We start from the raw sequence: 12,084 nt of genomic DNA on the forward strand, positions 1-12,084 counted from the left end.
GGCCGGCACTCCATGCACACCACCATGGCCCGCGGGGGGCGGGCGGCGCGCCTGTCCGCGGCCGTCGCCCATGAGCTCGGGCTGACGGACGTCGAGGCGGTGACGATTCCGACGGCCTGCGCCGCGGGCAACTACGCGATCGGCTACGGCTTCGACGCCGTACGCACCGGCGAGGTGGACTTCGCTCTCTGCGGCGGCGCCGACGCTATGTGCCGCAAGACGTTCGCCGGGTTCTACCGGCTGGGCACCATCGCACCCGAGCTGTGCCAGCCGTTCGACGTCGACCGCAAGGGCATCCTCACCGGCGAGGGCGCGGGCGTGCTCGTCCTGGAGAGCCTGGAGTCGGCCCTGGCCCGGGGCGCCCGCATCTACGCGGAGGTCCTCGGCTACGGCCTCAACTGCGACGCCTACCACCAGGTGGCCCCGAACCAGAGCAGCGTCGCCCGCTGTATGGCGCTCGCCCTGGAGAACGCCGGGGTCAAGCCCGGTGAGGTGGACCTGGTGTCCGCGCACGGCACCGGCACCAAGGCCAACGACATCACCGAGGCCCGCGCCATCCGCGAGGTCTACGGCGCGGCCCCGCCGCGGACCATCTCCATCAAGTCGATGCTCGGCCACACCATGGGCGCCGCCAGCGCCCTCGCCGCGATCGCCTGCTCGCTGGCGATCGTGCACCGCTTCATCCCGCCGACCATCAACCACACGGTCACCGACCCCGAATGCGAGGTCGACTGCGTGCCCAACCAGGCGGTCGAGGCGGATCTGCGGATCGTGCAGAACAACGGTCTCGCCTTCGGCGGCAACAACGCGGTCGTCATCCTGGGCAAGTACGAGGAGCACCGATGAGCCGCTGGCCCATCGCCGGAGTCGGCGCCGTCGCGAGCGTCGGTGCCGACCCGGCGGAGATTTTCGACAGCCTCTGCCAGGGGCGCGGCGGGCTGCACAGCCTGCGCGGCTTCAACCGCGACTGGTACAACGCCGACCTGCTGTACGAGGTGGACGACCGCCCGGCGCCCGGCACCGATGTCGTGGGCCGGGCCACCGCCCTGCTGACCAGGGCCGTCGGGCAGGCGCTGGACGACGCCGGTCTGCCCCGGGACCTGCGCGGGGTGCCCGTGCTCATCGGCACCGGGCTGCGCGAGCTGCGCTCGCTGGAGCTGTGGTGGCGCGACGGACAGGACTTCGACGCCGGGGGCATGCACTTCGGCACCGCGCTGCGGGAGCGATTCGGCGCCGATGACACCACCACCATCTCCAACGCCTGCTCCGCGTCCCTGTACTCGCTGGCCCTGGGCGTGGACCTGCTGGAGTTCGGGGATGCCGACACCGTCGTGGTGGCGGGCGTGGACGTCATCACCGAGAGCATGTTCGGCCTCTCCGACCGGCTCCAGCTCGACCCGCCGGACGCGCTGCGCCCGTTCGACCGGGACCGCAAGGGCACCGTGATGGGCGAGGGCGCCGCCGCGATCGTGCTGCGCCGCGCCGCCGACGGCGGCGGACACGGCTGGGTGCGCGGCGTGGGCGTCAACTGCGACGCCTACCACGCCACCGCGCCCGACCCCGGGGGCATCGCCCTGGCCATCAAGGACGCCCACAGCCGGGCGGGCGTCAAACCGGAGGACGTGGAACTGGTGATGGTGCACGGCACGGGCACCCCGCTCAACGACGCCGCCGAGGCCACCGCGCTGCGGGAGGTGTACGGCGACCACCTGGGCCGCCCCGTGATGACCGGGATCAAGTCGATGACCGGGCACACCTCCGGCGCCTCCGGAGTGCTCAGCCTCATCGTGGCGCTGCGCGCCATGCGGGAGCACCGGGTGCCCCCGATCACCGGTCTTGACCATCCGGCCGAGGAGACCGAGGGATTCCGGCTGGTGCGCGGCACCGCGCAGCGGGCGGATGTCTCCCTCGCCCAGATCGACGCCTTCGGCTTCGGCGGCATCAACGCCGTGGCGGTAGTGGAGGCGGCCCGATGAGCGCCGTACTGACCGGAGTCGGGCTCGCCCTGCCCGGCGTCACCACCCCGCGCGACCTGCTGGCCCCCGTGCCCGGCGGTGCGGATCCGGTGGACCCCGCCGCCCGCATCGGCAAGAAGGGGCTGCGTTTCAAGGACCGCGCCACCCAGCTCGCGCTGGCCTGCGCCGATGCGGCGCTGGCGGACGCGAGGCTGCTCGGCCCCGAGGGGCTCGCGGTCCCCGGCGAGACCGTCGCCGTCCTCGTGGCCTCCAACTACGGGAACGTGGACACCGTCTGCTCGGTCGTGGACACCATCGCGGCCGAGGGGACCGCGGGCGGCGTCAGCCCCATGGACACGCCCAACGCGTCCAGCAATGTGATCGCCTCGACGCTCGCCATCAAGTACGGGCTGCGCGGCCCCAATCTGATGGTCTGCAACGGCGCCACCTCCGGCCTGGACGCGGTCCGCTGGGCCGCCGCCCTCGTCGGCGCCCGCCGCGCCGACCGGGCGCTGGTCCTGGCCGTCGAACCGGACAACGAGATGGTCCGCCGCCTCACCGGGGCCGACCGGATCGTGGACGGCGCCGCCGCCGTCGTCGTGGAGCGCCGTGCGGCCGCCGCCGTCCGCGGCGCCGAGGCTCGGGCCCGGGTCGGCTCCGCGGTCCGCGCCGGAAGCGTCGAGGCGTGCCTGGAGCGGCTGGCCGGGGCCGACCGCACCCCGCCCGCCGCCTGGTTCGGCCCCGGCGGTGAGCAGGGGCCCGACTCCTCGCTGCTGCCGTCCGGCACCGTCCACCACGCGCTGGCCGACACCTTCGGCGAGGCGTCGGCGGTCCTCGGCCTCCTCCAGTGCGCCGGAACCATCGGCTGGTACGCCGACGGTGGCGCCGGGCCCGTCTACGCCCTCGCCGGCCGCGACGGCGACGACGCCACCGCCGGACTCGCCCTGCTGGCCCCGGGCCGGTCCTGATGGCCCACGGTGAGCCGGGCGCGGTGATGGCCCACGGTGAGACCGGCGCGGCCGGGATCCGCGACCTGGCGCGGCAGCCCCTGCTGCTGCGCCACCGCCCCGCGCGGGACGCGACCCGGCTGCGCGCCCTGTTCCTGCACGGCCTGGCCAGCAGCGGGGCGGTCTGGGACGGGCTCGCCCCACTGCTGCCGCCCGACCTGGAGACCTGGACCGCCGATCTGCCCTGGCGCGCCGACCACGTCCAGCCGTGGAGCCGCCGACCGGAGCGGACCGACTGGATCGTCACGGCCCTGGAACGGCTGCCGGACCCGCCCGACGTCGTCGTCGCCCACTCGTTCTCGGCGAACCAGCTGCTGGACCTGCTCAGCCGGGAGGCCGAGGCGGGCAACGACGTGCGCGAGCGGTACGGGATCCGGGGCGTGGTCCTCGTCTCGCCCTTCTACCGGCGCTCACCGGACGATTTCGCCTGGGACTCCGTCTCGGGCATGCAGCGGGACTTCCTCCACATCATGGAGGAGGGGCTGCGCACCCACTCCTCCCGCCGGATCACCCCGGAGGTCCGGCGGCACATGGCGGAGCGGGTGTGCGAACGGGTCGGCCCCTACGGCTGGGTGCGGTTCTTCGAGCACTATCTGCGCACCCCCTGGCTCCGCCCCGAACTGATCAGCGTGCCCGGCCTGGTCGTGACCGGCCAGGACGACTTCGCCGCCGCCGAGAGCGCCCTGCTCGCGGCCGACCTCCCCGGGGCCGAGCTGCACGCGGTCCCCGGGTGCGGTCACTACCCGATGTCCGAGCACGCGGAGTCGTTCTCCGCCCTGGTCGGCGCGTTCCTCCGGCGGCTCTCGGACCGGGCCGCCCCACACCTCACGGAGAAGTGATGTCGCAAGCCGTCAAGTCGCTGCTGAACGAGTCGACCACGGTCGTCCTCAGCCCGGGATACGAGGGTGCCAACATCGGCACCATCATCGGTTTCAAGCACGTCAACTACCTGGTCGAGAAGGCCGTCATCGCGCACTTCCGGCGCAGCGGGCTCCCGGTCGGCAGGCTCTACGAGGAGCACGGCCTCGGATTCGACATCGTCGACATCGACTCCCGCCTCCAGACCGCCCTCGTCGTCGATGACGAGGCGTCGATCGAGGTGACCCCGGTGACCAAGGACGACGCCACCGAGCTGTCGTTCAAGGTCGCCATCACCGTCGAGCGCGACGGCGCCCCCAAGAAGGCCGTCGCCTCCAAGGTCAAGGCCGTGCTGCGGCACGACGAGAACGATGTGCGGATGCCGCGCAGGCTGCCCGTGCCCGAGGGCCTGGAGCGGTTTGTCACGGCGCGCATCGGCGGTGCCGAGCCGGGGGCGGCCGCGCCCGCGGTCACCGAGAAGCTGATCTCCGGCGCCTGCGCCGAGACCGACGCGGTGCTGGAGCAACTGCTGGCCGGACAGAACGCCTACGGCTGGAAGTTCCGCATCCCCTACCCGTTCGTGCACTTCTTCGAGCGGCTCCAGATGTCGGGCTATCTGCGCCTGATGGAGGAGGCCAAGCACCGCTTCGTGGACGCGCGCGGCATCTCCATCCGGGCGCTGCTGGAGGAGAAGAACTGGATCCCCGCCGTCACCCACTCCCGGGTGACGCTGCTGGACGAGGCGCTCCTCGAAGAGGACCTCTACGTCGTCTACACCGTCGACAACGTCTTCAAGAACCTGCTCTACACCTCGCGCCTGGACACCTATGTGGTCCGTGACGGCCGCCTGGTGCAGACCTCCACCGGCACCATCACCCACGCCTACGGAGTGGTGGAGAACGGCAAGGAGGGCCGTCTGGTCACCTTCGACGAGCGGGTTCTGGACGCCTTCGGCGACGGCCGGAACGAGCCGTGAGCGCGCCGGCCACCGCGTCGGCCACCGCGCCGCGCGGTCCCGTCATCGCGGGATGGTCGGCGGTGTCGCCGTACGGCATCGGCCGGGACGCCTTCGTCGAGGGCGCCCGGTCGGGCCGGGCCACGGCCACCGCGGCGGAGCCCGGCGGTGAGCCGGTCCCCGACGAGCGGGTGTGCCTGGCCCGGGACCTGGTCATCAAGGAGGTGCTGGGCCGCAAGGGCACCCGGTCCATGGACCGGGTCACCGGCCTGGCCGTGGCGACGGTACGGGAACTGGTCACGGGGGCCGACGGCGCGGCGGAGAGCGGCGCCGACGTGGGCCTCGTCCTGGGCACGACCACCGGAAGCGCCCAGAGCATGATGGACATCACCCGCGACACCCTCATCCACGAGAAGCCCTTCTACATCGACCCCTCGCACATCCCCAACGCCATCATGAACTGCCCCGCCGGGCAGTGCGCCATCTGGTACGGGCTCAAGGGGCCGAACACCACGGTCGCCGCCGGACGCTCCTCCGGACTGATCGCCCTCAACTACGCCCGGCGGCTGCTCGCCTCCGGGCGCGCCATGACCGTCCTGTGCGGCGCCGTCGAGGAGTACTCCCCGGCCCGCGCCTGGCTGGACTGGCACACCCGGGGCGAGGACGAGACCGGTGTCGTCCTCGGCGAGGGCTGTGCGGTGCTGCGGCTGCGGCCCGCCGAGACGGTGGCCGATGGCGAGGGGCTCGCCGAGGTGCTCGCGGTCGAGGCCGGGGTGGCGGGCCCCGACGGGGCGGGCCCCTCGCTGGGGTCCGCCGTGGAGCGCGCGCTGCGCCGGGCCGGGGCGTCGCGCGAGGACGTCTGGGCGGTGTCCCCCTCGGGCCCGGCCGGTCTCCTCGGCGAGCAGGAACGGACCGTGCTGCGGGCCGGGTTCGCCGGACACGACGTGCGCTGGATCCCGCAGCCGGACACGATCGGCGACACCGCCGCCGCGACCGCCGCCTTCCAGATCGTCTCCGTACTGACGGCGGCCCAGGACGACGACCGGGCCGCGGGCCGACTGGCGGTGGTGACGTCCGTGGACCGTGACGGCGCGCTCGCCTGCGCACTCCTGCGCCTGCTGTGACCACCCCTCCCGCTGTGTGAACCGCTGTGTGAAAGGAACCCCATGTCCGTCACCTACTCCGACGCGGCCGGCGCGGCCCCGCTCGACATGGACGAACTGCGCGGCATCGTCGCCGACATCCTGGAGGTCGACGCCACGGACGTCGCCGACGACGCCGACTTCATGGAGGACCTCGAGGTCGACTCCCTGATGGCGCTCGAGGTCATCGTGGTCCTCGAGAAGAAGTACGGCGTCAAGTTCGCGGAGTCCGAGCTGCGCCAGGTGGTGTCGCTGCGCCAGGCGCACGAGCTGCTGACCCAGAAGCTGCGCGCCCGGTGACCGCGAACACCACCAACAGCCCGGTGCGGGCCGCGCCCGAGGTCGTGCGGCGGGCCTCGGCGGACGCCGGGCAGCCGGGGCTGAGCAGCGAGGTCCGGTTCCGTATCGCACCGGAGGAACCGGTGTTCGCCGGTCACTACCCGGACTTCCCGATCTTCCCCGGGGTGTGCGTGGTCGAGTGCGCCCACCGCGCGGCCCTCGCCACCGCCCCCGGGCACGCGGCCATCTCGCTGCGGGCCCTGGAGTCGGCCCGGTTCATCGGCCCGGTCTTCCCCGGCGACGTCCTGACCGTCCGCGCCGACTGGAAGGCGGCCGACGGCGGCTGGACGTACACGGCGACGGCCGCCACCGAGCGCGGCACGTCCGCCAAGGTGCGGCTGGGCTTTCGTACGGAGGTCACACCATGATCGACGCGGCCGGGATCAAGCGCCTGCTGCCGCATCGCCATCCGATGCTGCTGATCGACCGGGTGGTGGAGCTCGTCCCCGGCGAACGGCTGGTGGCGCTCAAGGCCATCACCTGCAACGAGCCGTGGTACCGCCACCTCGGTGAGGACGCGGCCCCGGAGGAGTTCGGCTATCCGCGGACCCTGCTGGTGGAGTCCTGGGGCCAGGCCGCGGGGCTGCTCGCGGTGTGCGGCGCCGAGGCGGCCGGCGGCCCGACCGGTCAGGTCATGCTGGCCGGTTCGATGTCCGGGGTGGAGTTCCACCGCCCGGTCCAGCCCGGAGACGTGCTGGAGCACCGGGTGCGGCTCTTCCGGGCGCTCACCGACACCGTGATCTTCGAGGGCGAGACGCTGGTCGGCGGCGAGGTCGCGCTGACCTTCTCCCGCATGGTGATGGCGTTCCGCCCCGGGGACCAGCTGCGCCCATCGGCCTCCGCCGACCAGGTCACGGCGGCCCCCGCCGTTCCATAGCCCGCCGTTTCGCGGCCCGTTGGCCCACCGGCCGACCAGGAGGGCCCGTAGCCCATCAGGAGAGGGAACAGTCGTGCACAACAGTGAGTCCAGGGTCGCCCTCGTCAGCGGCGGATCCCGCGGCATCGGGCGGGAGGTGGTCCTGCGCCTGGCCCGGGACGGCTTCGACGTCGCGTACTGCTACCGGTCCGACGAGGCCGCGGCGAACGTCCTGGAGAAGGAGGTCCGGGAGCTCGGCGTCAGGGCGCTGGCCGTCCGCGCCGACGTCTCCGACATGGAGTCGGTGCGGTCGTTCGTCACCCGCACCGAGGAGACCCTCGGCCCGGTCGACGCCGCGGTCACCTCCGCCGGCATCACCCGGGACAACCCCCTGCTGATGATGGCCGACGAGGAGTGGCAGCAGGTCATCGGCACCAACCTCGACGGGGTCTACCACGTCTGCCGCGCCGTCATCTTCGAGATGATGAAGCGGAAGTCCGGCGCCATCGTGAACCTCTCGTCCGTGGCGGGGGTCTACGGCAACCCCACCCAGACCAACTACTCGGCCTCCAAGGCGGGCATCATCGGCTTCTCCCGGTCGCTCGCGAAGGAGGTCGGCCGGTACGGCATCCGCACCAATGTGGTCGCCCCCGGCTTCATCGAGACCGATATGACGGCGGAACTGAGCGACCAGGTGCGCAAGAAGGCCCTGCAGCAGATCCCGCTGAAGCGGCTGGGCCGGCCGGAAGAGGTCGCCGACCTCGTCTCCTACCTGGTCTCCGACCGGGCCGCCTACATCACCGGCGCCGTCTTCCAGATCGACGGCGGCATCACCATCTGACCCCGGCCGGTCCACGACCGGTGACCCCGGCCGGTCCACGACCGGCCCCCGATACCGACCTCTAGCGGAAGGCGGAGCATCACCGTGCCCAAGCCCAAGAAGCCACCGAGGTGGTACTTCTCGCTGCGCAGCCCGTACTCCTGGTTCGCCTACCTGGACCTGATCGAGCGCTACCCCGACGTGGCCGACGGAATGGACTGGATTCCCTTCTGGGAGCCGGACGCCATCACCCAGAACATGCTGGACCAGGCCGATGTGGAGCTGCCCATCGTCGCCATGTCCCGCGCGAAGAACTTCTACATCCTTCAGGACCTCTCGCGGATCTCCAAGGCGCGCGGTCTGAAGATGACCGTGCCGATCGACAAGGACCCCAACTGGGAGATCTCCCACCTGGCCTACCTCGCCGCCCAGGAGGAGGGCCACGGCCGCCGCTTCATCGAGCTCACCTACCGGGCCCGCTGGCAGGAGGGCCGGGACATCACCCGGCGCGAGACGATGGGCGAGATCGCCGCGGAGCTGGGGCTCCCGGCCGAGCAGCTGGCGGACGCGTCGGACGACCCCGGGCTGCGCAAGCGGGGCCTGGATTGCCTGATCCAGTCGTATCAGGACGGCCTGTTCGGGGTTCCGTTCTTCATCCACGGACGTGAGAAGTTCTGGGGCGCGGACCGGCTGGCGCCCTTTGTCGCGGCCTTCCGCGGCCAACCTCTCGAAGAGGTCGAGAAAGGCTGGCAGCATCATGACGAGCTGCCCGGGTTCTCCGCCCCCGGTGGAGATACTGGACACGCAGGAGGCTGCGGCTAGACCGCTCGGTCACCACACCCGCCGAGAAGAATTCGAGGCCGGGGCGGACGGGTCTCCCGCGGATTGTCCGAGCCGTAGGGGAGGGACCCTCCACCCCGGCCTTGTTGTGCCGTGAATTCCGTACGCAGTTCGTCGAATCCTCCATTAGCCACGCTCTTTTCGAGGGGTTCAGCTCATGTCCGATCGCGTTCAGACCGCCACGCTTCCCGAGCTGTTCGAGGCCCGGGTGCGGGTTTCGGCGGAGAGTGTCGCCGTGGTCTGTGGCGAGGAGTCGTTGTCGTACGGGGAGTTGAACGCGCGGGCGAATCGGCTGGCGCGGCTGCTGGTGGCGCGGGGCGTGGGCGTCGAGGACCGGGTGGGGCTGGTCCTGCCGCGGTCGGTGGATTTGGTGGTGGGCGTTCTCGCGGTGTTGAAGGCGGGGGCGGTGTATGTGCCGGTGGATCCGGGTTATCCGGCGGACCGGGTGGCGTATGTGTGGGAGGACGCCGGTCCGTCGTTGGTGGTGACGGTGGCGGGTGCGGGGGTCGGGGTGCCGGCGGGGGTTCCGCTGGTGGTGCTCGACGACGCCGGGGTCACGGCCGAGTTGGCGGCGCTGGACGGGTCGGATGTGGGGGTGCGGGTGCCGTCTGAGGCGGCCGCGTACATCATTTACACCTCCGGATCAACGGGACGACCCAAGGGGGTCGTGGTGTCGCACGGGAATGTGGTGCGGCTGTTTGACGAGACAGATCAGTGGTTCGGCTTTGGCCCGGATGATGTGTGGACCTTGTTCCATTCCTTCGCCTTTGATTTCTCGGTGTGGGAGTTGTGGGGTGCGCTGCTGCGGGGTGGGCGGCTGGTGGTGGTGCCGTTCGAGGTGAGCCGTTCTCCGGGTGAGTTTCTGCGGTTGCTGGTGGATGAGGGTGTGACGGTGCTGAATCAGACGCCGTCGGCCTTTTACCAGCTGATGCAGGCCGATCGTGAGGCCCCGGATATGGGCGTTCGGTTGGGGCTGCGGTGGGTGGTGTTCGGCGGTGAGGCGCTGGATGTCTGGCGGCTGGAGGAGTGGTTCGACCGGCATGGGGATTCCGGTCCGGTGCTGGTGAACATGTATGGAATCACCGAGACCACCGTCCACGTCAGTTATGCGGCGCTGGATTCCCGGATCGCGACATCCGGAGCGGGAAGCGTTATCGGGGTCGGAATTCCCGACCTCCGGGTGTATGTGCTCGATGAAGACTTGCGGCCGGTGCCGACCGGTGTCTCCGGCGAGATGTATGTCGGGGGCGCGGGTGTGGCGCGCGGCTATTGGGCGCGTCCGGATTTGACGGCGGGGCGGTTTGTGGCCGATCCGTTCGGTCCGGCGGGTGCCCGGATGTATCGGTCGGGGGATGTGGCGCGGTGGACCGATGAGGGTGTCCTGGAGTTCGTGGGGCGGGCCGATGACCAGGTGAAGGTGCGGGGGTTCCGTATCGAGCTGGGCGAGATCGAGTCCGTCCTGGGGGAGTGCCCGGGAGTCGGTCAGGCGGTCGTGGTGGTCCGTGAGGACCGCCCCGGGGACAAGCGTCTGGTGGCTTATGTGGTTCCGGACGCGGGTGCCGAGGTGGAGGCGAAGGATCTGCGCGCGCGTGCGGCGGGGATGCTGCCCGAGCACATGGTGCCGTCGGCGTTCGTGGTGCTGGAGCGGTTGCCGTTGACGGTGAACGGCAAGCTGGACCGTAAGGCGCTGCCCGCGCCGGAGTCTCCGGTGAGTGCGGGTGGGCGGGCGCCGCGTACGCCGCGCGAGGAGATCCTGTGCGGCTTGTTCGCGGAGATCCTGGACGCTCCCCGCGTCGGCGTGGACGACAACTTCTTCGACCTCGGCGGGCACTCCCTCCTGGCCACACGCCTGGTGTCCCGGATCCGCTCGGAACTGGGCGCCGAGCTGACCGTCGGCGAGCTCTTCGAGGCCGCCACGCCCGCGAGGGTGGCCGAAGCCCTCACTTCGGCGGCCGTGGCCCGCGACGGTGTGCGCCGCTATGAACGCCCCGAGGTGTTGCCGCTGTCCCACGCCCAGCAGCGCCTGTGGTTCCTCGACCGCCTCGAGGACGGTGGCGCCACCTACAACCTGGCCTTCGAGATCACGCTCTCCGGTGTGTTGGACCGGGGTGCGTTGCGGGCGGCGTTGGGTGATGTGGTGGCGCGGCACGAGAGTCTGCGGACGGTGTTCGTGGAGGTGGACGGGGTGCCGCGGCAGGTGGTGCGGTCCTCGGTTGAGGTGCCGTTCGTCGAGGCCGAGGTGTCGCGGGAGGGCTTGGGTGAGGCGCTGAGCGCGGCGGTGGCGCGGCCGTTCGACCTGGCGGAGGATGTCCTGCTGCGCGCGGATCTGTTCTCTCTTACCGAGCGCTCCGACCAGGCTGAGGCCGAGCATGTGCTGCTGCTGACCATGCACCACATCGCCTCGGACGGCTGGTCGCTCAGCCCCCTCGCCCGCGATCTGTCCGCCGCGTACACCGCCCGTCGCGAGGGCCGTGCGCCCGTGTGGCCCGAACTGCCGGTGCGGTACGTGGACTTCGCGTTGTGGCAGCGTGAGGTGCTGGGCGCGGAGGGCACAGAGGGGAGTGTGTTCGACCGTCAGGTGGGTTTCTGGCGGGAGCGGCTGGCGGGTTTGCCGGAGGAGTTGGCGCTGCCGGTGGATCGGGCGCGTCCCGCGGTGTTGAGCGCACGTGGTGGTGTGGTGGAGTTCGGGCTTTCGGCGCAGGTGCATCGGGGTTTGGTGCGGTTGGCGCGGGAGTCGCGGGCGAGTGTGTTCATGGTGGTGCAGGCGGCGCTGGCCGGGCTGCTGTCGCGGTTGGGCGCCGGATCGGACATCGCCCTCGGCACAGCGATCGCGGGGCGCACGGATGAGGCCCTGGACGACCTGGTCGGTTTCTTCGTGAACAGCCTGGTGCTGCGCACGGATGTCTCGGGCGACCCCTCGTTCCGGGAACTGGTCGACCGGGTGCGGGAGTCGGACCTGTCCGCCTTCGCGCACCAGGACGTGCCGTTCGAGCGGCTGGTCGAGGCCATCAACCCGCAGCGGTCGGCCGCCCGCCACCCGCTGTTCCAGGTGATGCTCAACCTCCAGAACAACCCCGAGCCGCAGCTGGCGCTCGACGAGGTCACGGTCGAGCCGCAGCCTGTCGACGTCGCCGTCAGCAAGTTCGACCTCAGCGTCGACCTGACCGAGCGCCACGGTGCCGACGGTGCCGCCGACGGCGTCCACGGCGAGATCCGCTACAGCGTGGATCTGTTCGACCGGGAGACGGTCGAGGGGATGGTGGCGCGGTTTGTGCGGTTGCTGGAGGCGGTGGTCGCGGATCCGGAGGTGCG

At 71.3% G+C, this 12,084-nt stretch carries 12 protein-coding genes; all 12 read left to right on the plus strand.

The window, feature by feature from the left end; all coding sequences use genetic code 11:
- Window positions 1–846, plus strand: an 846-nt coding sequence (locus ACFXB5_RS46145) for a beta-ketoacyl-[acyl-carrier-protein] synthase family protein (RefSeq protein ID WP_385220010.1), incomplete at its 5' end; no start/stop codon positions are given.
- Window positions 843–1,976 (plus strand): beta-ketoacyl-[acyl-carrier-protein] synthase family protein, encoded by a 1,134-nt coding sequence (locus tag ACFXB5_RS46150; RefSeq protein ID WP_385220012.1) that lies wholly within the window; start codon window positions 843–845, stop codon window positions 1,974–1,976. The genes ACFXB5_RS46145 and ACFXB5_RS46150, both read left to right, overlap by 4 nt.
- On the plus strand, window positions 1,973–2,923 hold the full coding sequence (locus ACFXB5_RS46155) for a beta-ketoacyl synthase N-terminal-like domain-containing protein (RefSeq protein WP_385220014.1): 951 nt from the start codon (window positions 1,973–1,975) through the stop codon (window positions 2,921–2,923). The genes ACFXB5_RS46150 and ACFXB5_RS46155 overlap by 4 nt, the downstream gene beginning before the upstream one ends.
- A complete protein-coding gene (locus tag ACFXB5_RS46160) occupies window positions 2,923–3,801 on the plus strand; it encodes an alpha/beta fold hydrolase (protein WP_385220017.1) in 879 nt (292 codons plus the stop codon). The genes ACFXB5_RS46155 and ACFXB5_RS46160 overlap by 1 nt, the downstream gene beginning before the upstream one ends.
- On the plus strand, window positions 3,801–4,796 hold the full coding sequence (locus ACFXB5_RS46165; protein WP_385220020.1) for a hypothetical protein: 996 nt from the start codon (window positions 3,801–3,803) through the stop codon (window positions 4,794–4,796). Before ACFXB5_RS46160 ends, ACFXB5_RS46165 begins: the two co-directional genes overlap by 1 nt.
- The gene (locus ACFXB5_RS46170) at window positions 4,793–5,899 is read left to right on the plus strand and encodes a beta-ketoacyl synthase N-terminal-like domain-containing protein (protein ID WP_385220023.1); all 1,107 of its coding nucleotides are present in this window, start codon (window positions 4,793–4,795) and stop codon (window positions 5,897–5,899) included. Before ACFXB5_RS46165 ends, ACFXB5_RS46170 begins: the two co-directional genes overlap by 4 nt.
- Before the next feature lie 42 nt (window positions 5,900–5,941).
- The gene (locus ACFXB5_RS46175; protein WP_201852722.1) at window positions 5,942–6,217 is read left to right on the plus strand and encodes an acyl carrier protein; all 276 of its coding nucleotides are present in this window, start codon (window positions 5,942–5,944) and stop codon (window positions 6,215–6,217) included.
- Window positions 6,214–6,624: a 3-hydroxyacyl-ACP dehydratase FabZ family protein gene (locus ACFXB5_RS46180; protein ID WP_385220026.1), complete on the plus strand. Its 411-nt coding sequence runs from the start codon at window positions 6,214–6,216 to the stop codon at window positions 6,622–6,624. Before ACFXB5_RS46175 ends, ACFXB5_RS46180 begins: the two co-directional genes overlap by 4 nt.
- Window positions 6,621–7,133: a 3-hydroxyacyl-ACP dehydratase FabZ family protein gene (locus tag ACFXB5_RS46185; protein ID WP_385220029.1), complete on the plus strand. Its 513-nt coding sequence runs from the start codon at window positions 6,621–6,623 to the stop codon at window positions 7,131–7,133. The genes ACFXB5_RS46180 and ACFXB5_RS46185 overlap by 4 nt, the downstream gene beginning before the upstream one ends.
- A gap of 73 nt (window positions 7,134–7,206) precedes the next feature.
- Window positions 7,207–7,953, plus strand: coding sequence for a 3-oxoacyl-[acyl-carrier-protein] reductase (gene fabG / locus ACFXB5_RS46190; RefSeq protein WP_385220032.1), 747 nt, complete (start codon window positions 7,207–7,209; stop codon window positions 7,951–7,953).
- An 84-nt stretch (window positions 7,954–8,037) separates the two neighbouring features.
- Window positions 8,038–8,754 carry a 2-hydroxychromene-2-carboxylate isomerase gene (locus ACFXB5_RS46195; RefSeq protein WP_385220035.1) on the plus strand — a complete coding sequence of 239 codons (717 nt, stop codon included), beginning with the start codon at window positions 8,038–8,040 and terminating at the stop codon, window positions 8,752–8,754.
- Window positions 8,755–8,929: 175 nt separating this feature from the next.
- Window positions 8,930–12,084, plus strand: a 3,155-nt coding sequence (locus ACFXB5_RS46200) for an amino acid adenylation domain-containing protein (protein ID WP_385220038.1), incomplete at its 3' end; no start/stop codon positions are given.

The sequence above is a fragment of the Streptomyces sp. NPDC059455 genome, from assembly GCF_042750115.1.
In the GTDB taxonomy this organism is placed as follows: Bacteria; Actinomycetota; Actinomycetes; order Streptomycetales; family Streptomycetaceae; genus Streptomyces; species Streptomyces endocoffeicus.

Coding starts and splice junctions, on each gene's coding strand:
- ACFXB5_RS46165 (WP_385220020.1), top strand. CDS start 3,801: ATGTCGCAAGCCGTCAAGTCGCTGCTGAACGAGTCGACCACGGTCGTC.
- ACFXB5_RS46175 (WP_201852722.1), top strand. CDS start 5,942: ATGTCCGTCACCTACTCCGACGCGGCCGGCGCGGCCCCGCTCGACATG.
- ACFXB5_RS46185 (WP_385220029.1), top strand. CDS start 6,621: ATGATCGACGCGGCCGGGATCAAGCGCCTGCTGCCGCATCGCCATCCG.
- ACFXB5_RS46160 (WP_385220017.1), top strand. CDS start 2,923: ATGGCCCACGGTGAGCCGGGCGCGGTGATGGCCCACGGTGAGACCGGC.
- ACFXB5_RS46155 (WP_385220014.1), top strand. CDS start 1,973: ATGAGCGCCGTACTGACCGGAGTCGGGCTCGCCCTGCCCGGCGTCACC.
- ACFXB5_RS46150 (WP_385220012.1), top strand. CDS start 843: ATGAGCCGCTGGCCCATCGCCGGAGTCGGCGCCGTCGCGAGCGTCGGT.